This window comes from Exiguobacterium sp. s125 (assembly GCF_018618605.1).
Classification (GTDB): Bacteria; Bacillota; Bacilli; order Exiguobacteriales; family Exiguobacteriaceae; genus Exiguobacterium_A; species Exiguobacterium_A oxidotolerans.
In genome coordinates, this window is record NZ_JACSMI010000001.1 from 354619 (window position 1) to 378305 (window position 23687).

The following is a 23687-nucleotide window of genomic DNA, read 5'->3' on the forward strand; positions in this document are numbered from 1 at the left end:
CTTTCACTTTTAGAATGCTTTCGAAACAGGTAAAGTGAAGGTAGAAGAAGAAATGAGGTGCACGTACGTGATTAGATTTTTAGATTACTATCAAAATCAAGTTGAGTTGAGTTTCGATGATCATCCTTTCTCGACAAAACCTCTCCATGTCTGGGTCATTGCCGTGTACGAGGGGAAATGGCTATTGACGCATCATAAGCAGCGCGGGTACGAGTTTCCTGGGGGAAAAGTCGAACCGGGTGAAACAGCGGAAGAAGCGGCACGCCGGGAAGTGATGGAGGAGACAGGCGGTAGCATCGCAAGCCTCGCCTACATTGGTCAATATCGTGTCGAAGGACGAGGCGATACAATCATTAAGAATATCTACTTCGCCGAAATCGAATCACTCGTTCCGCATCTCGCTGTCGATGAGACAGACGGAGCCTTTTTGTTGGACGACCTCCCGCAGCGTCTTGACGCGAATCGAAAATACAGCTTTATGATGAAGGACCGTGTCCTTCCGGAGACACTTCGTGTACTCGCCGAACGCCGATTGGTTTGAATTGCCGAAGCAAGGTCCCTTCCGGACGTTTCGTATATACTATGAAACATCTGATCACGAACGGGTCGGTGCCTATGTCGTTTTACCGACACGTCCGAATGGGCAAGGGATGCTGTATTTACGTGGCGGGACACGTAATATCGGAATGGTTCGACCGACGCGACTGATGCAGTTTGCTCAAGCCGGATTTTTAGTCATGGCCCCTTTTTACCGAGGGAACTTAGGAGGCACAGGGAAGGAAGATTTTGGTCATCATGATATTCGTGATGCAACAGGGGCATATGATTGGTTAACCCGTCACGCGGAACGCGTCTCGGTGTTTGGCTTCTCTCGTGGTGGGCAGATGGCCTTGTTGTTGGCACATCATCGCCCGGTCGCGCGCACGGTCTCATGGGCAGGGGTGACGAATCTCGTCTGGACATATGAAGAACAGAGAACGATGCAAAAAATGTTACGCCGTTTCACGGGTGGATTGCCAGAGACGCAACAACAAGCGTATCAAATCCGTTCGCCGCTCTACGCCGCTCCACAAGGGCAAGTCTTGCTGATTCACGGACGGTACGATCAAAAGGTTCGCTTACGTCATGCAACGAATTATGCTGCGCGCTATCCGAGTCAGACGCGGCTTCGTATTTACGAGCAGGCCCATCAATTTCCGTTGCACGAAAAATTTGCTGTGACGAAGGAAATCATTGATTGGATGTTGCGCTGATGGAACATAGGATGTAGTCACCTCGAACAGCCGGGGTGACTTTTTTTAGGAAATCAGTAACATTGATATGTTTTAAAAAAGCATTTTTTAAACAAAAAACAATATTTGGTATACTAGAAAATATGAAGTGAACAATAGGGTGGAAGACAAAAGGGGAGAACGGGATGGAAATCTTGCTGGCACGACAACCAATCGTGAATCGATCCGGTGCCATCGATGCATTTGAATTATTATATCGTTCAGTGGAAGCGCCTGCTATTTTTGATGGTGAATTAGCGACGATGGACGTGTTGACGAATACGCTCGTCCATTTAGGTGTCGATCGAGTGGCAGAAGGAAAACGTTTATTCATCAATTTCACCGGTGATTTATTACAAGGTGAGCTGATTGATCACTTAGATCCGGAACGATTTGTCATCGAGGTGCTTGAGACCGTCGTCATCGATTCACATATGCTGTCGGTTTTGAAAAAATGGAAAGAGGCTGGATTTCAATTGGCCTTGGATGATTTCGTGACGGATTTATTACGAAATCATGGTCCAGAGTTGTTTGATTTAATTGATTTAATAAAAATTGATATCGAAGCAATCAACCCACGTGAACAAAGTGCGATTTTACATATCGTTAAACGAAACTATCCGCATATCCGTTTGTTGGCAGAGCGTGTCGAAACGCATGAAGATCATCTTCGTAGTTTGAGCATGGGGTACGACTGGTTCCAAGGCTATTTTTATGCAAAACCGATGTTGATGAAAGGGAAGGCTGTTCCGCCACAATTGCCTGTATTGTTAAAGATGTTGAAGTGGCTCGAATCAGATGAGTATTATGACCAAGTCGTCGATGAAATCGAAGGAAATCCATACATTAGTGTGCAAGTCCTCCAGCTCATCAATTCTCCCGGGATTGGTCTTCGAAATACCGTCGAATCCGTTCGTCAAGCGATTTCACTACTCGGGTTTTCACAACTTAAAAGTTGGATTTCGTTAATCGTTTTACGAGAGATGCGACTTGCGAGTCCGTACAAGTGGTCAGACGAGTTGTTGCGTTCTTCACTGCATTGTGCCAAGTTATGCGAGTTATTTGCACTTGAAACAAAGACGTTACGTCCGGAAAGTGCCTACATGATTGGCTTACTCTCGCATATCGATGCATTACTGTCAGTCGATATTGATGAAATCATTGATCAATTACCAATCGAGTCGACGTTGAAAATCGTGTTACAAGGAAAAGATCATCCGTTTCGTGATTGTTTATTGCTCGCGATTAGTGCCGACCGTGGTGAATTTGAACAGTTTGAAAAACTAACCCATCGTTTTGGTATTTCAAAACAGCGTGCCTATGCACTATTAAAAGAGAGTCAAGATTGGTTGACTAAAAAAGAACTTCATTTGCAACCGGATGAAGAAGATTCAATCGTCTGATGGACGTTAAAAGGCACCAGCTCACTGAACATACAGTGTCTGGTGCCTTTTAATTATCTTAATTTAATTAAACACGTGGCCCTGCTGATTTGATTTCAGTAGTTGCACTGTCGAACCGTGTGAAATTTTGTTTGAATTTAGTCGCCAAAGCCCGTGCTTGTTGTTCATACGCATCAGCATCCGACCAAACTTTGACAGGGTTGAGCAAGTCGCTTGGGACACCAGGGACTTCGAGCGGCATGTGTAGCCCGAAAATCGGATGCTCTTCCGTCGGGATATCAGCGAGTGTGCCGTTGACAGCTGCATTGACCATCGTCCGTGTATATGCAAGCTTCATCCGACTTCCCGTCCCATATGCGCCACCCGTCCAGCCTGTATTGACGAGGTAAACCGTGACACCGTGCCGGTCGATGAGCTCACCGAGCATCGTTGCATATTTTTCAGGAATGAGCGGTAAGAAGGGTGAACCGAAGCATGTCGAGAATGTCGCTTCCGGTTCTGTTACGCCACGCTCTGTCCCGGCTAACTTCGATGTATACCCGGATAAGAAGTGATACATCGCTTGCTCCTTCGTCAACTTACTGATTGGCGGCAGGACGCCGTAAGCATCAGCTGTTAAAAAGACAATCGTTTTCGGATGTCCGGCGCGTGATGGTACTGCAATATTATCAATCGCTGTAATCGGATAAGCGGCCCGTGTGTTTTCCGTTTTTGACGTATCATCATAGTCAGGAATTCGTGCATCATCGAGGACGACGTTTTCAAGGACAGTGCCAAACCGAATCGCATCAAAGATTTGTGGTTCTTTTTCGCGCGATAGGTTGACCGTTTTTGCGTAACAGCCACCTTCGATATTGAAGACGCCGTCGTTGGACCACCCGTGCTCATCGTCACCAATCAATTGACGACTGTCGTCAGCAGACAGTGTGGTCTTACCAGTACCGGATAATCCGAAGAATAAGGCGACGTCACCCTCATGACCGACGTTAGCCGAGCAATGCATCGATAAGACGTCTCGTTGAGGTAAAAGGTAGTTCATGACAGAGAAAATCGATTTTTTGATTTCGCCCGCATATTCTGTTCCACCGATTAAGACAATCCGATGTTCGAATGACATGGCGATGAACGTTTCGGAATTCGTTCCATCGACTTTCGGATCTGCTTTGAAGTGAGGCGCATAAATAACCGTGAAAGGCTCAAAAGCAGCTTCTGTCGGATATTCACGCAAAAATAGTTGTTTTGCAAACAAATTATGCCAAGCATATTGTGTCACGATCCGAACCGGAAGGGTAAAATGAGTGTCTGCACCAGCAGCAGCTTCTGTGTAGTAGAGCTGATCTGCTTCATTCATGTAGCGAAGAACTTTTTGTAAAAGTTGCGCGAAGTTGTCTGCTTCCATCGGTTGATTGACATGGCCCCAATCGATATGTGACTCGCATGACTGATCGCGAACAATGAACTTGTCTTTAGGTGAACGACCTGTAAATTTCCCCGTTTCTACAGACAGAGCGCCATTTTCAGCAAGAACCCCTTCTTCGTTACGAATTGCATGTTCGACTAGCTCAGCAACAGATAGTTGTTTGAACACATGCTCCTTCTTGAGTAGCTCTTCGATATTCAGGACCGTCATCGGCATCCTGACCCCACCTTTCCCCTACGTTGGTTTAGCTCTGACATTTAGTATGACACATTTATTATATATGACATACTAAAGGATGAGCAATCCTTTTTTAGCGCTGATTTCTATTTATTTGGAAACGCTTTCAGCATTAACAGTTTAACATCTCTTCGGGAAAGTTTCGACTAGAAATTAAAACGTAGCTTGACAGAGTGGTCACAACTTTATATCATGTAATTCGTAACGGATACTCTTATTCTGAGCAGGTGGAGGGAACAAGGCCCGAAGAAACCCGGCAACCGTCCTACATTAAGAATTCTATTAATGAAGGAAAAGGTGCTCTCCTGAAGCGAAGTAAACACTTCGAACGATAAGAGGGTAAAGGAAGAACGCACAACCTTTCCCTGACCATTTTTTGGACATGGAGAGGTTTTTTTCATTTTACCGTCCCACTCAACTAGGGGAAATGAGTACACCGTCAAATTCTTTTTTGGGAGGGTCAAACATGACAAACCTTAATCGCCGACTATTTACGTCGGAGTCAGTTACTGAAGGTCACCCGGATAAAATCTGTGACCAAATCTCGGATTCTATCTTAGATGCAATCCTCGCAGCCGATCCGAATGCTCGTGTCGCTGCTGAAACATCTGTCACGACAGGACTTGTCCTCGTCGCAGGTGAAATCACGACATCGACTTATGTCGATATCCCGAAAGTCGTTCGCGAAACAATTCGTGAGATTGGCTATACACGCGCTAAATATGGTTTCGATGCAGACACTTGTGCTGTATTGACTTCAATCGATGAGCAATCAGCAGATATCGCTCTCGGTGTTGACCAAGCGCTTGAAGCACGCGAAGGTAACATGTCAGATGAAGAAATCGATGCAATCGGTGCAGGGGACCAAGGTCTCATGTTCGGTTATGCAACGAAAGAAACGCCTGAATTGATGCCACTTCCGATCTCACTTTCACACAAACTTGCTCGTCGTCTCGCAGAAGTCCGTAAAACTGGACAACTTGACTACCTCCGTCCGGATGGTAAGACGCAAGTAACTGTAGAATACAATGAGAACAACGAACCGGTTCGTGTCGATACAATCGTCATCTCAACACAACATGCAGAAGAAGTGACGCTTGAGCAAATCCAAGCAGACCTGAAAGAGCATGTCATCGCACCTGTGATTCCATCAGAATACATCGATGCGGAAACAAAGTTCTTCATTAACCCGACAGGTCGCTTCGTCATCGGTGGACCACAAGGTGATGCAGGATTAACTGGACGTAAAATCATCGTTGATACGTATGGTGGCTATGCACGTCATGGCGGCGGCGCATTCTCTGGTAAAGATCCAACAAAAGTTGACCGTTCTGCAGCATATGCAGCACGTTACGTCGCGAAAAACCTCGTAGCTTCTGGTCTTGCAGATAAAGCAGAAGTTCAACTTGCGTATGCGATTGGTGTCGCGCACCCAGTATCGATTGCAGTTGATACGTTTGGAACAGGTAAACTTCCAGAAGCACAACTCGTCGAACTCGTTGCCGAAAATTTCGATCTTCGCCCAGCAGGGATCATCAAGATGCTTGATCTTCGCCGTCCGATTTATCGTCAGACAGCAGCTTATGGTCATTTCGGTCGTACAGATATCGAATTACCATGGGAGCAAACAGATAAAGCAGCAATTCTTGAAGAACAAGCGAAACGATTCGCTTAATTTTCAGTTCAGAAGCAGACTCGCATGAGTTTGTTTCTGAACTTTTTTTGTTTGTCTCGAACTTTGCAGGGAAACGAATGATTTTTCTAGAAAAGGGTAAAAGAACATGTACCGGTAAACGGAAAAAAGGGGGAGTCCGATATGGAGATACGCGAAGCAATTCCTACTGATGCGGCACGCATTCATGATATTGCCATTACCTCTTGGATGGATACGTATGAAGAGATTTACTCGGAAAGCTCGAAAGCCCATTTCGTACAAGAGGCGTATCCGCAAGAAGAAGTCGTTCGAGCAATTCGGACGGCGGAGGAAGCGCGGGGAGAATATTTCAATGTCGCCATTATCGAGGAAGAAATCGTCGGTTTCATCCATGCAATCGATGTTGACGGCACGTGGGAAATCGTTCGCTTGTACGTACTACCGAAATATCAACAAAATGGGATTGGGCGAAAGTTGATTCGTGAACTTGAACACCAAGGTGCTTCCCCAATTGAAGTCTACGTTGAATCAAGAAACTATAAAGCGCGCCAGTTTCTAGTCTCTTTCGGTTTTAAAGAAGAAAGTGAAACGACTGAAGAAATTTTCGGTCAAGTGGAACCTGTGACACGCTTAAAGCGTATATATGAATGAAAATCCGACTTAAGATGGTTTTTGACATCAAGATGTAAACGTTATAATACAGAGATACTTGTATGAAGAGGTGAGTTTGTGGAAGATCAAGCAACAGGAATTATCGTACTCGTCTATCCCCTTCAACTGCGAGCGACGCCGAGCGATGCATTAATTCGAGTCCTTGAAAAGGATTATGAAGTGTTACGTGTAGATGCTCCGCGCCGGATATCGCTTGAGGAACATCAACAACTGCTGAAGGATGCTTTACGAGAAGCCGGAAAACGAAAGTTACCGATTCACATCATCGCCTGCAGCATGGGCGCACTCGTCGTCAACCGGCTACTGCAGGAATATGAATTGCCGATTGCGAGTTTGTCGTATATTTCGCCACTATTTGATTGGCATAATTCAAAACAACTCGGTGGCGTCAAACAAGTATTTGCAAGTGCATTCGATCGTTTTCGACCGGATGCGCCACTCGGGATGTTGCCGTTTGGTCAAAATAGTGAAGATACGGCACGTCTCGGAGAGTTGACATATGCACAGTACCGGGAGATTGAAGAAGAAATCGTCCTACATGATGAAGAGCGGAAGAAATTACCACGAGTCAACCTCGCTTGTTTTTATGCACCGGACGATCAATTCGCGGACGTAAAATATACGTTAGAGATTTGCCGGAAAATGGGTGGCGATCAAATCTATCTTCAACGGCTCCATGGATTTCCGCATTTCAGCTTTGAACGTCTCAATACGCGGTTCGCTGAAAAATTATTGCTTTTTTTGAAGATGGTTGAGGAATGACAAAAAAGACGCTGTCGTGCTGACAGCGTCTTTTACTATTAATCGAGTGTTTGCTTTTTTAATTTTTTTTCGATGGCGATGATGAAAGGTGGATTGTTTTGTTGATTGAGAAAACGATACTGTAAGACGGCGTAGTCTTGCTGCGAAAGACTTTCGACATAATCGAGAACAGCATCCCGTTCACGTCTTCCTTCTACATGTCCATGATAGATGACGAGGACGATTAAACCGCCGGGTACGAGGACAGGTAACAAAGCACCTAGCGCTTCTAACGTATCTTCACCGGTCGTCGTGACGGACTTGTCACTTCCTGGTAAATAACCAAGATTGAAAACGCCCGCTCGAATCGGACGGGCTTCATTAACGAGGCGTGCGCCAACATGAATATGACTTTCGTGGTAGAGATCGACCCACTCTTTGACGTGAGCGGTTTCTAGACGACGTTTCGTTTCTTCAATCGCTTGTTCTTGTACATCGAAGGCGATGACACGACCGTCTGGTCCGACTTGTTCCGCAAGAAACAAGGTATCGTGACCATTTCCGGCAGTCATATCGACGACACAATCTCCTTCGTGGATGACAGATTCTAAGAGTTCTTTGGCGTAAGGTAAGACGCGGGCTAGTGACATGGGTTCAGACTCCTGTTCAAGTAAGATTATTCTTTGTTCGTTCATCACGTATTCTTTTGTTCCTGATTATACCATTATTCCGATGATTCATTCAAAATGAAGTTTCTTGACAGAACACAGAACAATTTCGTAAAGTGGCAAGGGTGAGAACTATATTGGAGGACACCTATTATGCCGAAATTACCTCGTGCGGTCTGGATCCTCGTGTTGGCGATGGCGATCAATACGACAGGAGCCTCTTTTTTATGGCCGTTTAATACATTATATATTCATGAATACTTAGGCGAATCCATGACCAAGGCAGGAATGGCCTTGTTCGTCAACTCTGCGCTCGCAATCGTCGGAAATTACATGGGTGGAAAAGCGTTTGATCGTTTAGGTGGGAAGCGGACGCTCATCATCAGTGTCATCGGACTCGTGATTGCTTCGATTGGTCTGCTGTTGTTCCATCAGACATTCATTGGTTATGTGACGATGCTTGGATTGATCGGTTTCGTCGGGGGGATGGTGTTCCCGACGATTTACGCATTAACCGGTCTGATTTGGCCAAAAGGCGGACGACGTGCCTTTAATGCAATCTATGTAGCACAAAACGTTGGAGTTGCGCTCGGTACGGCAGTCAGTGGTCAAATTGCTGCGATTGATATTCAATTTATCTTCATCGCGAACTTATTGCTCTATGTAGTGTTTGCGATTGTTCTGTTCATAGGTTTGAACTGGATTCAGGCGCCGCAGGTTAAACGACAAAAAGAGTTTACGACGGAAGAAGTCCGTGAGCCGTTATCGAAGGAGTCGGTTCGGACGATGCTCTACGTTTCAGTCGGGTATGCGTTGCTTTGGTTCGTTTACGTACAATGGCAAGGAACGTTTGCCGTCCACACGAAATCACTTGGTGTGACGATTTCCGAGTACTCGATTTTATGGACAATCAATGGAGCATTAATCGTCTTCGCACAACCGCTCTTGACGCCGATTTTAAGATGGTTCGGAGATGATTTAAAACGTCAATTATTGACGGGAACGGGCATCTTCTTATTATCCTATCTCATCGTACCGTTTGCTGAAGGGTTTGAAATGTTTCTTGTTGCGATGGTCATTTTAACGATTGGAGAGATGTTCATCTGGCCAGCTGTCCCTGCGATGGCGGCACGACTTGCACCGATCGGTAAAGAAGGGGAATTCCAAGGGTACGTCAACATTGCGGCTTCCGCTGGACGGATGATTAGTCCGACGGTCGGTGGATTGATTTACGATTTATCTGGGATGAATGCGGTCTTCTTGACGCTAATCGGATTGATTTTACTTGCAGGTATCGTATTTGTTCGAGCAATTCCTAAAATCAATTAAGATATCTTAGACCAACTGTTTCGAAAAAGAAATAGTTGGTCTTTTTTTGCTGGACGGAATAAAAGAAATCAAACAGGGTAGTGACTTAAAGAGGTAAAATTTAATTAATTAATCAAATTAAAGAAATTTAATTTTATTTTTATGGTCTGTTTTTTAACAGGAGGTGTACCATAATGGCAAAGTGCGTTTTCATCGACGATCAGGCAACTTGGACAGCACTTATTCGCAATCAGCCGCTAGACATCTTTTACAGTTATGAATACGTTATGTTAAATGCACGAGAAGGGGAACATCCCGGGTTGATTTATTTTCAAGGAGAGGCCGGGAAACTGTTTTATCCTTTCTTAAAACGAGCTATTTTTGATACGGAGTATTGGGATTTGATTACTCCATACGGATATGGCGGTCCTGAAGTGGTGGGTGATTTGACTGAAAAGGAGTGAGCAGAGGCTCGAACTTCCTTTTATGACTGGGCATTGCAGAAAAAGATTGTCACAGAGTTGATCCGATACAATCCGTTGACTGAAAATCAGCGGTTTGCGCACCACTGGACGCAAAAAGAATTTATTCGACATACTACGAGTATCGACTTACGACCATCCGTAGAAGAAATTACACAGACATTTCATAAAAAGACGCGGAGTATGGTTCGGAAATCATTGGCTTCTGACTTAGTTGTCCGACGAGGGACACACGAAGATTTACAATCATTCATTCAGTTGTATTATCAGACGATGGACCGAAAGGATGCCTCGAGCCATTACTACTTTTCTCGAGACTACTTCGAACAGTTATTTGAGTCGACGAGCCTCTGTACGCCGCTCCTCTTGATTGCAGAACTTAACGAGGAAATCATCGGAGGTTACTTCGTTTTACTTGGCCGAGAATTTGCACATGGTCATTTGATTGGCTGTAAGCGGGATGAACATAAGGTCTATCCAAATCAACGGTTAGAATTTGAGGCTATTTTATGTGCGAAAGATGCCGGGTTGGTCGAACAGCATTTAGGTGGCGGGTATAAAGAGCGTGATAGCCTGTTCGAGAGTAAGTGTCGCTATACGGGCTATCGTTTATTTGAATATCATTTAGGAAAAAATGTTCTACTGCCTGCTCAATATGAACAACTGTGCCAGCTCTATGGAGACGGAGAGTTGGAACATTATTTTCCGGGATATCGTTCGCAACCAACACTGATTTCGAAATGATAAAAACGACAGTCCATCACTGTCGTTTTTTTTGTTAAAATCAAAAAAAGGAGTGAATGGGATGCAAACGAGGGGTTTAATCTTCGATATGGATGGCGTCATTTTAGATAGTGAAATTCGCTACTTTGGGGTACATAAAAAAATGTTTCATCAACTCGGGATTCCACTTGATTTAGTTCAATATGCGACCTTCATGGGTAAGACGGGCGACGAGATGTGGCAGGAATTAATTGAACAACATCGCTTACCGCATCAAACGGATGTGTTACTTGCACAGGAACATGACTTATTTCAACAACACGCCAAGCCGGAAGACTGTGGATTAAAGGAAGGGGTTCATGAGTTGATGAGTATCGCTCGAAGCGAAGGTTACGGGATTGCAATTGCATCATCGAGTTCGCTTGAAAAAATTGAACGCGTCATCGCATTTTATGGGTTGACAGTCGACGCCTACACGAGCGGTTTTGAAGTCCCGCGCTCTAAACCGGACCCAGCTATCTTCGAGCTGACAGCAAAACGGATGGGTCTCGCCCCAGAGTCATGTATCGTCATTGAGGACGCGGCGAACGGCATGATGGGGGCGAAAAAAGCTGGGATGGAAGTCATCGCGTTACTCGACGACCGGATGCCGGGGCAGATGTTACATCACGCGGATCATCAGGTTTCAACACATGCTGCGATTGGAGAAATTTTACGGAAACGTTGACGGTTGATTAAGATTCAGATTAAACTAACTAATAGATAGTCAGATGCAACGAACTGAAGTAGTAGTGGAGACATTCCGTTTAGAGAACTGGTGGGTGGTGCAAACCAGTCGGAACTGTCCATGAACTCGTCAGGGAGCATGATTCGTGAACAACGAGTAGCGAATCCGGTCCTTCACACCGTTATCTGTGAGTCAAGCGGTCTGTCATTGACAGACAACGTGGGTGGTACCGCGGAAGCCAAACCGGTCTTTCGTCCCTATTCTTAGGGGCGGAGGACCGGTTTTTTTAATCAGAGGAGGAAGAATAGATGTCGTATAATCATCGTGAGATTGAACCAAAATGGCAAGCGCGCTGGGAACAGGATAACGCGTTCGTAACGACGGAAGACCCAAGTAAGGAAGGCTTTTATGCCCTCGACATGTTTCCTTATCCATCGGGAGCAGGACTGCATGTCGGACACCCGGAAGGATACACGGCAACGGATATCCTCGCACGGATGAAACGGATGCAAGGGTATAACGTCCTTCACCCAATGGGATGGGATGCGTTCGGACTCCCGGCAGAACAGTATGCACTCGATACGGGGAATGACCCGCGTGAGTTCACGGCACAAAATATTGAAACGTTCAAACGTCAGTTGAAAGACCTCGGTTTTTCATATGATTGGGACCGTGAAATCAATACGACGGATCCGAAATACTACAAATGGACACAGTGGATCTTTACACAACTGTACGAAAAAGGACTTGCGTTCGTCGATGAAGTGGCAGTCAACTGGTGCCCGGCACTTGGAACGGTCCTTGCGAATGAAGAAGTCATCGATGGATTGTCTGAACGTGGAAATCATCCCGTCGTCCGTGTCCCGATGCGCCAGTGGGTCCTTAAGATTACGGAATACGCGGACCGTCTCCTCGACGATTTAGATGAACTCGATTGGCCGGAGTCGGTGAAAGAAATGCAGCGGAACTGGATTGGTAAATCGGAAGGTGCGGAAATCGACTTTACGATTGACGGCCACAAAAAACAAGTCACGGTCTTCACGACACGTCCGGATACAGTCTTCGGCGCAACGTACCTCGTCTTAGCACCGGAGCATCCATTCGTCGCGGACATCATGACAGCAGAACATCAGGCAGCAGTCGAACGTTATATCGCGTCTGTTCAGACGAAATCGGATCTTGAACGGACGGATCTTGCAAAAGAGAAGACAGGTGTCTTCACGGGTGCGTTCGCCGTCAACCCGATTTCTGGCGAACGTCTTCCGATCTGGATTGCCGACTATGTTCTTGCGACGTATGGAACAGGTGCCATCATGGCCGTTCCGGCACATGACGAACGCGATCATGAGTTTGCGAAACAGTTTGACCTTCCAATCATCGAAGTCGTAAAAGGCGGAAATGTCGACGAAGCAGCGTATACGGGAGAAGGGGAGCATGTCAATTCACAAATGCTCGACGGTCTCTCGAAGGCGGACGCAATCGAAACCATCATCGCGGAACTCGAAACGAACCAAGTCGGACGGAAGAAAATTACGTATCGTCTGCGTGACTGGCTCTTTAGCCGTCAACGCTATTGGGGCGAGCCGATTCCAGTCGTCCATATGGAAGATGGAACGATGAAGACGCTGGATAAAGAAGAGTTGCCGCTTGAACTTCCGATGATTCCTGAAATCAAACCGTCGGGAACAGGAGAGTCGCCGCTTGCTCTTGCAGAAGAGTGGCTCGACTATACGGATCCTGTGACAGGGATGAAAGGACGCCGCGAAACGAACACGATGCCACAATGGGGCGGTAGCTGCTGGTACTACCTTCGTTTCATCGATCCGCATAATGAAGAGGCACTCGCGGATCCGGAGAAATTAAAATACTGGCTTCCGGTCGATATTTATATCGGTGGGGCAGAACATGCGGTCCTTCACTTACTGTACGCACGTTTCTGGCACAAAGTGTTATACGACATCGGCGTTGTTCCGACGAAAGAGCCATTCCAAAAGCTGTATAACCAAGGGATGATTCTTGGCGAAAACAACGAAAAAATGTCTAAATCACGCGGGAACGTCATCAATCCGGATGAAATCGTCAAATCACACGGAGCAGATACGCTTCGTCTGTACGAAATGTTCATGGGACCACTCGATGCGTCCGTATCTTGGTCGGAAAATGGGCTCGACGGTGCACGTCGCTTCCTTGACCGCGTCTGGCGTTTGTTCGAACGGACTGCAGACATTCAAGATGTCGAGACGGTTGATGCCGACTTTGAACGTGTCTATCACCAGACCGTCAAGAAAGTGACGGAAGACTTCTCGAACATTCAATTCAACACAGGGATTTCGCAGTTGATGGTCTTCGTCAACGAAGCGAACAAACAGCAAGTGTTACCGCGTCACTTCCTTCGTGGATTCATTCAGTTGTTGACACCAGTCGCACCTCACCTCGGGGAAGAGTTATGGGAGCAACTAGGGTTTGAAGAGACATTAACGTATGCGGCATGGCCGACATATGATGAAACGAAACTCGTCAGTGATACGATAGAGTTCGTCATTCAAGTCAACGGAAAAGTCCGTTCAAAATTGACAATCAGTATCGACGCAACAAAAGAAGAAATCGAAGCACTCGCTTTTGCAGATGAAAAAACAAAAGAGTGGATTGGCGACAAGACGGTTCGTAAAGTCATCGTCGTACCGAAAAAGCTCATCAATATCGTAGCAAACTAATACGAATCCCCTTGCCCATGTAGTCATGGAGGAAGGGGATTGTTTTTGAATTCAGTCTCGCGTCCGCTTTTTTTTTAGTGCGCCTTCTGCTACACTGAATCAGAAACCGAGAGAGAAAGGCGATTTGTGTAAATGAAACGATCCTATATAGTCTATACAACGATTTTTGCCGTCGTCTCCGGTCTGATCCTTTGTATTCTACTCGTCTTCTCAAAACCAGAGACGTTAGTGCAAATTCAAGAGACCTTCACAAAAATCGAGACGCAATCAAAACACCAAGCGGCTGTCAAACAAGTGCCGCCAAGCCTTCCTTCTTCGATTCCGAATCCGGAAGAACCATTAATCAAGGATGTTCAACAGATGTTATATGATGATTCGATTGGTTCCTATCTTGTTGTGACGGAAGATTATCATTTCTTTGAAGTCAGTGGGACGGGCGAGCGAATCAATGCTTCCTTCCAATTGAAGAATGATGGCAAACTGTTACTCGCAGGGCTTGACGGAATGGCACTCGTTGATGGTGAAACGGTAGCATTACTGACATCAAATCAAATTCTTGTGACGATTACGCGAAAAGACGGTGCATGGTCGGAAGAAACGCGTGAAAAAATCAAAGGCACGACCATTCGAGATAATTTTCATGGGCTTGGGTACGATGCTGAAGAAAAAGAATTTTACACGATCAATAACATCCGGTCGTTAGGGCGCATCGAATTGACGTATTTTAAAATGAAGCAAGATGAAATTAAAATTGATCCTGATGCGACAGCAAAAGAGAAAAAGAAACTCAAGAAAAAGCAGAAACCTCCGTATTTGACGGTTGTTACGCGAGATCGAATCGATGCTGCAGATGGTATGCGGGCAGATGCAAAAAAAGCATTTGAAGAAAATTTCCGTCCGATTGGACTCGCAGAACGACAAGGGCGCATTTATACGTTGGACTCCGATTCCTTGTATCTTTATTCGATTGATGCGAAGGATAAGACGATCACGGGAGAATCTGCAAGTCCGAAAGTATACGGGGCAGAAGGAATCTTTGTTCAAGACAATGAACTGTTTGCTTTGGTCGAAACAGATAAATTTTCGAGCCGTTCGTTTACCCCGATCGATTGATCAAAAAAATTAAAAAGGTGTTCGTTCGTGAAAAAAATCACGAACGAACACCTTTTTTAAATTACGTCGTTTGATTGAGTAGAGCAGCATTCGTTCCGGCACAGTGTCCTGTTACAAAAGCAGCTGTAATGTTGTAGCCGCCGGTATAACCATGAATGTCTAAAATTTCTCCGGCAAAGAATAGACCGTCTGCTTTTTTCGACATCATCGTTTTTGGATGGATTTCTTTGATTGAGACCCCTCCGCCCGTGACGAAGGCTTTATCAAAATCAAGTGTCCCGGTCGCATGAAGTGGGAAACGTTTTAATGTTGTCAGCAGTTGCGTGAAATCTTGTTTCTTCACTTGCGTACAAACTTCGTCACCAAAACCGATTTGTGTGAAGAGTAATTCAAGCAAACGTTCCGGTACGAATCCCTTTAAGGCGTTTCGGACGGTTTTTTTCGGATTGGCTGCAAGCGCAGCCTGAAAACGTTCCGTCAATGCTCCGATTGATTCTTCTGGGAATAAGTCGACGGATAAATGAACGATTCGTTCGCCGGAGCGTTTGCGTTCCTTGATTGTATATTGGCTGCAACGTAGTGCGATCGGACCGCTCAGCCCGAAATGCGTAAAGAGCAAATCACCCGTGTGTGTTTTAATGGCTTTATCTTTTTTTCCGTGAACCGTCAAAGCGACGTCGCGGAGCGAGAGCCCTTGAAGTGATTTCGCTTGAATAAAAGCATCGTTCAGTAAGATCGGGACTTCGGTCGGGAAAAGTTCGGTAATCGTATGACCAGCTTTTTCAGCCCATGGGTACCCGTCACCGGTCGAACCCGTATGGGGCACGGATTGTCCACCGACTGCAACGACACAACTGTTCGCTTCAAGGCGTGTGCCGTCTTGCATGAGAACGGCTGCAAATGAACCGTCTGTGTGAAACTCGAGCGACGCGACTTCTGCATTCGTTTGAATCTCGGCACCGTGCGCTCGGATTTGATCAATCAAGACACGGACGACGTCAGCTGCTTTATCCGAGACAGGGAACATCCGCCCGTTATCTTCTTCTTTTAACGCCACACCAAACCCTTCGAACAGGTCGATGATCGACTCGTTACTGAATTGTGAAAAGGCGCTGTATAAAAAACGTCCGTTTCCTGGGATCGACTGGACGAGTTCGTCGAGCGGTTTACGATTCGTGACGTTACAACGCCCACCACCGGAAATCGCAAGTTTTCTTCCCAATTTATTTCCTTTATCGAGCAGGAGTGTTTTCGCGCCTGCTTGTAAAGAGGCGAGCGTTGCCATCAAGCCGCTCGGTCCGCCTCCGATTACGATTACATCGTACATGCTGTCACCTCATTGAATAGTTTTCTGCTTGTTCCACTTTAGCAGAAGTTCGGTCTGTAAACAAACCGTCTCTTTCTTTTATGAGAGGGGAGCGGTATAATGATTTGCAATTGTGCATCATAGAACTTGTTAATTGAGACAATATATTATAGGTTGTCAAGCGTTGAACTACCTCCACCTACGCTTCGCTTAGAGGTAGAGGATTCCTGATCTTGGTTGTTTTCAAACTAAGAGTGTCGGACAATTGACGTGTCGGAAGACACGTCTTGCCCGAAGACGATTCATCTCCCACTCACACTAGGACTACGCGCTGAACGTTTAAAAGTGGGAGTATTCTCGTCTAATTTTAATAAAAAAAGAAAGCGTGAGGGAAGTTACCATGGCCACTGTTAACAAAAAGCAATCGACTTCATCCAGTAACTCGGGATTCGTTCGTGGAACGATGCTCTTGTCTGGAGCATCACTGATTTCACGAGCCCTTGGTCTGATTTACCTGTTTCCTTTTCAGTTTATGGTCGGTGCGACCGGCATCATGTTTTATACGTATGCGTATAACTACTATGCAATCATGATCGGGCTGGCGACAGCGGGTATTCCAGTCGCCGTCTCTAAATTCGTCGCTAAATATAATGCACTTGGCGAATACGATACGAGTGAACGTCTGTATCGTTCTGGATTAAAGATCATGTCTTTGACCGGTATCGTTTCGTTCATCGCCTTATTCTTACTTGCCCCCTATCTTGCACATCGGGCAATTCCTGGCGGTGACGTCAATTCGGATTCTTACATCGATGCCGTGACGATGACGATTCGCGGGGTCAGCTTCGCGTTATTACTCATCCCACCGATGAGCATGACGCGCGGATATTTTCAAGGTTACCAATCGATGGGACCCACAGCAATTTCGCAAATTCTTGAACAAATCGTTCGAATTGTGTTTTTACTGGCAGGTGTTAGCATTGCGATTTATATCTTCGATGCGGATGCAGCATGGGCCGCAACGATTGCGACCTTCAGTGCATTCATTGGAGCAATCGGAAGTGTGGCAATCCTCGTTTACTATTTCCGGAAGCGTGCTCCCGGATTACAAGAATTACGTGACAGTCAAACGGTTCAATCACCGGAACGGCCGTTAACAGATCTTTACAAAGAACTTTTGACATATGCGATTCCGATCGTCATGGTCGGGTTATCGACGCCACTTTATCAAGTCATCGATCAAAATACGATGAACGCAGCCTTGCAAAGTATCGGGTATACACTTGAGGCAGCGGGTAACGCGACAGCGTATTTAATTGCCGACAGTCATAAAATCGTCCTGATTCCTGTTTCGGTCGCAACCGGATTGTCGTTGTCGGCAACGCCGTTGTTGACAGCATCATTCACGCAAGGCAACATGAAAAAAGTTAAAAAACAAATTTCACAAATTTATCAATTGGCATTTTTCGTCACGATTCCAGCCGTCGTCGGGATGATTTTATTGAGTCAAGAGACATTCCATGTCCTCTTCCCGAAAGACCAGGAGGCATGGGTGTATCTTTTAAGTTATGCTCCAAGTGCGCTGTTCCTAGCGCTTTACTCTGTAACGGCAGCCGTCTTACAAGGAATCAATCGCCAATACTTTACAATCATTGCGACACTTGCCGGACTAGTGACGAAGTATTTACTAAACGCACCGTTGATTCATTTGACAGGTGACGGAACGGGTGCCGGGTATGCAACGATTCTCGGGTACCTCGTCGCGACAGGGTTAATGTTCTTCCGCATCACCCAAACGGTCGATTTTCCGTTCAGTAGTGTCTTGCGCCGGACATCGTTAATCACGATCATCAGTGCCATCATGGGTATCGGTGTTGCACTCGTGAAATGGGGAATGGTTGCATTCTTGCCAGAAACGACACTTGCGTCGCTCGCGATTTTAATCGTCGGTGCGGGACTTGGCATCGTGATTTTTGCCGGATTAGCCATTTGGACGGGACTGGCAGAAGCAGTATTAGGAAGAAAATTTTCAATGAAACGAGGACGTGGCAATGCGGCTAGATAAATTGTTATCCAATATGGGGGCAGGCTCCCGTAAAGAAGTCAAACAACTCTTAAAATCCGGTGCGATTCAAGTAGATGGTGAGATTGTACTCGACCCGAAACAGCATGTCGATGTCGAGACACAAGATATTCTCATGTATGGTGAACCTGTCGTTTATCAAAAATATATCTACTTGATGATGAACAAACCGCCTGGTGTAATCAGTGCGACGGAAGACAAGCGGGACCAAACAGTGATTGAGTTATTGTTCGAGGACGTGACATACTTCAAACCATTCCCGGTCGGGCGACTGGATAAAGACACGGAAGGTTTATTACTGTTGACGAACGACGGTTCATTTAATCATGCGTTGATGTCACCGAAAAAACATGTTGCGAAAACGTACTATGCAGAAGTCATCGGTACGTTGACGGAAGAAGACGTGATTGAAGTACAAGAAGGTGTCACGTTGGAGGATGGATATAAAACGAAACCGGGGAAACTCGTAATCTTAGAGGCGACGGATGAGACATCGACTCTGGAACTGACGATTACAGAAGGCAAGTTCCATCAAGTCAAACGGATGATGCTGGCGTTAGGAAAAGAAGTGACGTATTTAAAACGTCTATCGATTGGTGAATTGCCACTTGATTCGACACTCGAACCAGGTGAGTACCGTGAACTGACGCGTGGCGAGTTAGCGCTGTTCGACTGGACACCGGAATAAGTGTCGTGTCAAAAAACGCTCCTGCACTTGGCAGAAGCGTTTTTTTATTTGGATTCCATCAATTGAAGAGCAGATTAAACGTTCCGGAGTGCTTCCGCGATTGGGAAAGGACCGCTTAATACTTCGAATTGACGTGATTGTGTTTTGTGGTCGACTAATGTCACGAGCAGTGTGGCGACATCGGCACGTGGGACTTTACGATCTTCGTACGATTCAAAGTGTTCTTTGATTTCGACTGTACCACTTGCGTCCTCATCACTCAATGGACCAGGGCGGACGATTGTGTAATCAAGTCCACTCGCTCTTAAGTGTTCGTCGGCAGCGGACTTTGATTCGAGATAAACTTTTAGTTCGCCACGCGGATTATCCGTACCGACAGAGCTGAGCATGATGAAGCGTTCAATTCCGTTTGCTTTTGATGCATCGATGACTTTGATGGCTCCATCTTTATCGACAGCGCGAGTCAATTCGTCCGATGCTCCACCGGCACCTGCTGCGAAAATCGTAACGTCAGCATCTTTAACGACATTCGACATGTCTTCTGTTAAATCACCGATTCGTACTTCAGATGCACCAAGAGCGATTAAATCGTTTATTTGATTTTCTTCTCGGACCACAGCAATCGCTTGATGTTGTCCTTGTTTTGCAATCAATTCAACCATTTTTCGACCTGTTGTTCCGTTTGCTCCAATAATAATGATATTCATTCAAATCATCTCCTTCTCTAGACTAGGTATACCCGTCTGTTAAAAATAAAAACAAAAAAAGACGCGAAGGATTCGCGTCGTAAAAGAAAAATAGTGTTGAAACTGCTTGATTAACCGGCTTGGCGTTGCTTTTTACTTGATGTCCAAGTACCACGTCTTGGGCTCACAATGAGATTGTTGTATTCGAGCACATTCAAATCCCGTTGAACGGTCCTTGATGTGATGCCAAACTCTTCAACCAACTCTGCTGTCGTAGTAGCTCCGTTCTCGTTGATAAAGAGATAGATCGACTTAATTCGGGTCAACATACGGTCTGTAGAATCTTTCATTGGTATAACCACTCCCCCAATGGATAGAATAGTGTTCTAAAACTTCGGGTGACAATAGACGGTGATATATCAAGTTGTTTCGTCTTTAGTATAACTCTTTCAGTATAGAATGCAAGTAATTTAACCGAACGTTATTGAAAAAAACATACAAATTGAACATTGATTAACGAATGTAATCGTTTTATTATTTTTTAATGTTCGTCTTAATAAGAGAAATGGAAGAATTAAGATTTTGGATGTTCGTAATCGCCGAACATTCGCTATACTGAAAAGGTGAACGTATTAACGGATAAGGGAGAGGTGTCATATGGTAAATTGGAAAGAAGAAGTTTTAACGCGACGCGAAGCACTTTTGACAGACTTAAAAGAGTTGTTACGCATACCGAGTATACTCGATGAAACAACAATTCAAGAAGGGGCGCCGTTTGGTCTAGAAGTCAAACGTGCACTTGATTGGATGTTAGCGACTGGGGAGCGCGATGGGTTCAAAACAAAAAATGTCGACGGTTATGCAGGGCACCTTGAATATGGTGAAGGTGAAGAACTGCTCGGGATTCTTTGCCATCTCGACGTTGTTCCTGCTGGAGGGGACAGCTGGACGTATGGACCGTTCAATCCGACGCTAGCGGACGGAAAACTATATGCACGTGGTGCGATTGATGATAAAGGACCGACGATTGCGGCATACTATGCGTTAAAAATCGTCAAAGAGTTAGGGTTACCGTTATCGAAACGGATTCGTTTAATTGCTGGTGGAGATGAAGAGAGCGAATGGCGTTGTGTCAATCACTACTTCAAGCATGAAGAGATGCCGACGATTGGATTTGCACCAGACGCTGATTTTCCAATCATCAATGCTGAAAAAGGATTATATGATGGCCTTTTGATCCAAGGGAAACCAGCACAAACTGCAGACACAGGTTATCATCTCGTAACGTTCGTAGGCGGAGAACGTCCGAACATGGTACCGGGTCATGCGACAGCGACGGTCCATGTAGCTGAACACGGATCGATTGAATCTTCATTCCATGCCTACCTGGAAGAGCAAGGATTGACAGGGACAGTGAAGCAAACGGCAGAAGGTCTTGTCTTTGACGTCTTCGGAGTAGCAGCGCATGCGATGGAGCCGGATAATGGTAAAAACGCGGCATTACACCTTGCTCGTTTCTTAAGTACGCTTCACCTCGACTACAATGGACGGCGTTACATCGAACTCGTCATGCATATGTTCCGTGATTCACGCGGTGTCGCATTGGGTGTCGCGGCATCAGATGAAACGGGGGATTTAACGATCAATGGTGGTGTCTTCCGCTATGAAGAGGGACAAGGAACGGCGTCACTCAATATTCGTTATCCGCACAGCGCTGATTTCACGGAGCGTCTACAGTTGATCAAGGAAGCGGCTTCGGCCTATGGTTTCGACCTTCAGACGCGGACGCACATGCCACCGCACCATGTTGATCCAGAACATGAATTGATTCAGACGCTCAGTGCTGTCTATGAACGTCACACGAATCAAAAAGCGGACTTGATTGCAATTGGTGGAGGCACGTACGCGCGTTCGTTAACAGCAGGTGTTGCATTCGGTCCAGTTTTCCCGGGTGGTCCGGAAGTCGCGCACCAAGTCGATGAATACGTTGATTTTGAAGAGTTATTGTTAGCGGTCGCGATTTATGCAGAAGCGATTTATGAACTAGCCAAATAATATGGACATGAATCCCCCGGCACATCGATGACGGGGGATTGATTCTTGAAAGGAAGTACACCGCGTGATTAATCGTCAAAAATATCACTTTCAGTCACTCTACTTTTTTATCTTCTTCGGGCAAGGTGCACTCATTCCGTACTTAACGCTTTATTTTTCGAATGATGCGTTTCAGTTATCTGGTTCAGAAATCGGGACGATTGTTGCGATCGGTCCGATTTTATCGATTTTGTTGCAACCACTATGGGGACTCGCGGCTGATCGTTTTGGTCGACCGAAACGTCTGTTGCTCGTTGCGCTCCTCGCAGCAGCAGGATTTACTGTCAGTTATTTACTGACATCGGTCTACATCCTGCTCTTATTGATTGCATGTTTATGGGCCTTATTCCAATGTGCACATATTCCGTTAGTCGATACACTCGCCATTGAATTTTCGAAGCGGAAATCAGTCGATTATGGCGCACTTCGTTTATTCGGTTCAGCTGGTTTTGCGCTTGCTGTCTTCGTACTTGGGCAGGTGACAGAAGGGGGGACGCTCGGAGCGATTTTTTATGCAAGTGGAGCAGCGCTGATTTTAGCGTTCTTAGTATTGATTGGTATCGAAGCAGCTCCAGTCCAGTTGACGGTCAGTGAACGGATGCCCGTTTCACGACTATTTTCAAATAAGCGCTTCCTGTTATTTTTAGCAGGTGGAAGTCTCGTCTTTGGTCCGATTTTTGCGAACAACTATTATTTCGGAAGTTATGTTACGATTCGAGGCGAATCGACGGCACTCGTCGGGACCTTATTTTTTGTAGCTGTCCTCTGCGAAATTCCGTTCATGCGAATTGCGACACGTGTCTTAATGCGATTTGGCGCGATTCCTGTCCTCACGTTTGTCTCAATTTTATCTGCTGTTCGAACGGGATTGCTTGCTTTAGAACCACCGGTCTTCTCGTTATGGATCCTTGCGGCACTACAAGGGATGATTGTTGGATTACTGATTCCCGTTGCGCTGGACTATGTGCGTTCGCTTGTCCCATCATCAATGGTAGCTACGGCTGTCAGTACATATATGGCTACTACGACGGGACTTGCGACCGCGATTTTCAATTTGATGAGTGGCGTTGTCCTCGAACAATGGACAATTTATAGTGTCTTTTGGGTATATACAAGTAGTAGCTTGCTTGGGGCAGTGCTCTATCTGATAAGTGGAAGGATCAAGGAGTGATTAAATTGGACCGACATTATTTTATCGCGATTCCTGTACCGCTCCTCGAGTTGAAGCAGTTATCTGAAGCGGTTAATCTTGGTCATTACTATCAACAGGTCTACGGCCAGGAAGACTTTCATCTGACATTACATTTCTTAGGTGGATTGACGGAGCGCGAATTGAATGAATGGCAATGTCGTCTTAAAGAAATTGCAGCTACTGTTCAGCCGTTCACTTTGATAATCAATCATCTCGTTACGTTCGGTAATGAGGACCGTCCACGTGTTTTCGCTGCGGGGGTGGAAGAGACGACTTCTTTATTACGACTCGCGAATCAACTGGCTCCGGAACGACATAAACCATTCGTTCCTCATATCACACTTGCGAAACGCTGGAATGTAGACTGTGAAGAACCATTGCCAGACATGACGCTACAAGCGAAAATTAATGTCACGGAACTTATTTTATATGAAATCCATCCAGCTGATCGTCCGAGATATCGAATCAATACCTTAGCTAGATGCGGGAAAGAACAGTGAGGTGA

At 45.7% G+C, this 23687-nt stretch carries 22 protein-coding genes, 1 riboswitch and 1 other annotated feature; of the genes, 17 read left to right on the top strand and 5 right to left on the bottom strand.

Annotated elements, in window-relative coordinates:
- The first annotated feature begins 67 nt into the window (after positions 1–67).
- The 3 genes from ytkD to KNQ05_RS01720 all read left to right on the top strand — a co-directional run bounded on the left by ytkD (position 68) and on the right by KNQ05_RS01720 (position 2674).
- Positions 68–541 (top strand): RNA deprotection pyrophosphohydrolase, encoded by a 474-nt coding sequence (ytkD, locus tag KNQ05_RS01710; RefSeq protein ID WP_029331221.1) that lies wholly within the window; start codon positions 68–70, stop codon positions 539–541.
- Positions 513–1253, top strand: a complete 741-nt coding sequence (locus KNQ05_RS01715; RefSeq protein ID WP_239456741.1) for an alpha/beta hydrolase family protein — start codon at positions 513–515, stop codon at positions 1251–1253. The genes ytkD and KNQ05_RS01715 overlap by 29 nt, the downstream gene beginning before the upstream one ends.
- A gap of 164 nt (positions 1254–1417) precedes the next feature.
- Positions 1418–2674, top strand: a complete 1257-nt coding sequence (locus KNQ05_RS01720) for an EAL and HDOD domain-containing protein (RefSeq protein ID WP_088837664.1) — start codon at positions 1418–1420, stop codon at positions 2672–2674.
- A gap of 67 nt (positions 2675–2741) precedes the next feature.
- Here the strand turns inward: KNQ05_RS01720 and pckA are convergent, their stop codons facing one another.
- Positions 2742–4310 carry a phosphoenolpyruvate carboxykinase (ATP) gene (pckA, locus tag KNQ05_RS01725; RefSeq protein ID WP_214804330.1) on the bottom strand — a complete coding sequence of 523 codons (1569 nt, stop codon included), beginning with the start codon at positions 4308–4310 and terminating at the stop codon, positions 2742–2744.
- Between the two features lie 232 nt (positions 4311–4542).
- Positions 4543–4669: riboswitch (SAM riboswitch) on the top strand.
- A gap of 128 nt (positions 4670–4797) precedes the next feature.
- Here pckA and metK point away from each other — a divergent pair.
- The 3 genes from metK to KNQ05_RS01740 all read left to right on the top strand — a co-directional run bounded on the left by metK (position 4798) and on the right by KNQ05_RS01740 (position 7419).
- Positions 4798–6006 carry a methionine adenosyltransferase gene (metK, locus tag KNQ05_RS01730; RefSeq protein ID WP_088837662.1) on the top strand — a complete coding sequence of 403 codons (1209 nt, stop codon included), beginning with the start codon at positions 4798–4800 and terminating at the stop codon, positions 6004–6006.
- Positions 6007–6147: 141 nt separating this feature from the next.
- On the top strand, positions 6148–6636 hold the full coding sequence (locus tag KNQ05_RS01735; protein ID WP_088837661.1) for a GNAT family N-acetyltransferase: 489 nt from the start codon (positions 6148–6150) through the stop codon (positions 6634–6636).
- A gap of 78 nt (positions 6637–6714) precedes the next feature.
- Complete coding sequence (locus tag KNQ05_RS01740; protein WP_088837660.1) at positions 6715–7419, top strand: alpha/beta fold hydrolase; 705 nt, start codon at positions 6715–6717, stop codon at positions 7417–7419.
- 38 nt (positions 7420–7457) lie between these two features.
- On the opposite strand, the gene mnmM is transcribed toward KNQ05_RS01740, so the two are convergent.
- Complete coding sequence (mnmM, locus tag KNQ05_RS01745; RefSeq protein ID WP_157898525.1) at positions 7458–8093, bottom strand: tRNA 5-(aminomethyl)-2-thiouridylate-methyltransferase MnmM; 636 nt, start codon at positions 8091–8093, stop codon at positions 7458–7460.
- A gap of 126 nt (positions 8094–8219) precedes the next feature.
- Here mnmM and KNQ05_RS01750 point away from each other — a divergent pair, with 126 nt between their 5' ends.
- The 6 genes from KNQ05_RS01750 to KNQ05_RS01775 all read left to right on the top strand — a co-directional run bounded on the left by KNQ05_RS01750 (position 8220) and on the right by KNQ05_RS01775 (position 15133).
- Positions 8220–9395 carry an MDR family MFS transporter gene (locus KNQ05_RS01750; RefSeq protein WP_214804331.1) on the top strand — a complete coding sequence of 392 codons (1176 nt, stop codon included), beginning with the start codon at positions 8220–8222 and terminating at the stop codon, positions 9393–9395.
- 173 nt (positions 9396–9568) lie between these two features.
- Complete coding sequence (locus KNQ05_RS01755) at positions 9569–9838, top strand: hypothetical protein (protein ID WP_088837657.1); 270 nt, start codon at positions 9569–9571, stop codon at positions 9836–9838.
- Positions 9839–9871: 33 nt separating this feature from the next.
- The gene (locus tag KNQ05_RS01760) at positions 9872–10600 is read left to right on the top strand and encodes a peptidoglycan bridge formation glycyltransferase FemA/FemB family protein (RefSeq protein ID WP_088837656.1); all 729 of its coding nucleotides are present in this window, start codon (positions 9872–9874) and stop codon (positions 10598–10600) included.
- A 61-nt stretch (positions 10601–10661) separates the two neighbouring features.
- Positions 10662–11306 carry an HAD family hydrolase gene (locus KNQ05_RS01765; protein ID WP_088837655.1) on the top strand — a complete coding sequence of 215 codons (645 nt, stop codon included), beginning with the start codon at positions 10662–10664 and terminating at the stop codon, positions 11304–11306.
- A 39-nt stretch (positions 11307–11345) separates the two neighbouring features.
- Positions 11346–11568: a binding site (T-box leader), on the top strand.
- A 46-nt stretch (positions 11569–11614) separates the two neighbouring features.
- Entirely contained in the window at positions 11615–14020 is a 2406-nt protein-coding gene (gene leuS / locus KNQ05_RS01770; RefSeq protein WP_214767963.1) for a leucine--tRNA ligase, read from the top strand.
- 132 nt (positions 14021–14152) lie between these two features.
- Positions 14153–15133 carry a hypothetical protein gene (locus KNQ05_RS01775; RefSeq protein WP_214767961.1) on the top strand — a complete coding sequence of 327 codons (981 nt, stop codon included), beginning with the start codon at positions 14153–14155 and terminating at the stop codon, positions 15131–15133.
- Between the two features lie 61 nt (positions 15134–15194).
- Here KNQ05_RS01775 and KNQ05_RS01780 read toward each other — a convergent pair whose 3' ends face one another.
- Entirely contained in the window at positions 15195–16460 is a 1266-nt protein-coding gene (locus KNQ05_RS01780; protein WP_088837652.1) for a BaiN/RdsA family NAD(P)/FAD-dependent oxidoreductase, read from the bottom strand.
- A gap of 379 nt (positions 16461–16839) precedes the next feature.
- Here KNQ05_RS01780 and KNQ05_RS01785 point away from each other — a divergent pair, with 379 nt between their 5' ends.
- Together KNQ05_RS01785 and KNQ05_RS01790 are read left to right on the top strand one after the other, a co-directional pair.
- Complete coding sequence (locus tag KNQ05_RS01785; protein ID WP_088837651.1) at positions 16840–18504, top strand: putative polysaccharide biosynthesis protein; 1665 nt, start codon at positions 16840–16842, stop codon at positions 18502–18504.
- Positions 18491–19210 carry a pseudouridine synthase gene (locus KNQ05_RS01790; protein WP_029331204.1) on the top strand — a complete coding sequence of 240 codons (720 nt, stop codon included), beginning with the start codon at positions 18491–18493 and terminating at the stop codon, positions 19208–19210. Before KNQ05_RS01785 ends, KNQ05_RS01790 begins: the two co-directional genes overlap by 14 nt.
- Positions 19211–19284: 74 nt before the next feature.
- On the opposite strand, the gene KNQ05_RS01795 is transcribed toward KNQ05_RS01790, so the two are convergent.
- Together KNQ05_RS01795 and KNQ05_RS01800 are read right to left on the bottom strand one after the other, a co-directional pair.
- The gene (locus KNQ05_RS01795; protein ID WP_214802046.1) at positions 19285–19917 is read right to left on the bottom strand and encodes an SDR family oxidoreductase; all 633 of its coding nucleotides are present in this window, start codon (positions 19915–19917) and stop codon (positions 19285–19287) included.
- Between the two features lie 110 nt (positions 19918–20027).
- Complete coding sequence (locus KNQ05_RS01800; protein ID WP_029331202.1) at positions 20028–20246, bottom strand: DeoR family transcriptional regulator; 219 nt, start codon at positions 20244–20246, stop codon at positions 20028–20030.
- Between the two features lie 307 nt (positions 20247–20553).
- Between KNQ05_RS01800 and pepV the strand changes: the two genes are divergently transcribed.
- From pepV to thpR, 3 genes are all read left to right on the top strand, one after another.
- Positions 20554–21951: a dipeptidase PepV gene (gene pepV / locus KNQ05_RS01805; protein ID WP_088837649.1), complete on the top strand. Its 1398-nt coding sequence runs from the start codon at positions 20554–20556 to the stop codon at positions 21949–21951.
- A gap of 64 nt (positions 21952–22015) precedes the next feature.
- Entirely contained in the window at positions 22016–23161 is a 1146-nt protein-coding gene (locus KNQ05_RS01810; protein ID WP_214767959.1) for an MFS transporter, read from the top strand.
- A 5-nt stretch (positions 23162–23166) separates the two neighbouring features.
- On the top strand, positions 23167–23682 hold the full coding sequence (gene thpR, locus KNQ05_RS01815) for an RNA 2',3'-cyclic phosphodiesterase (RefSeq protein WP_214767957.1): 516 nt from the start codon (positions 23167–23169) through the stop codon (positions 23680–23682).
- Positions 23683–23687 lie beyond the last annotated feature (5 nt).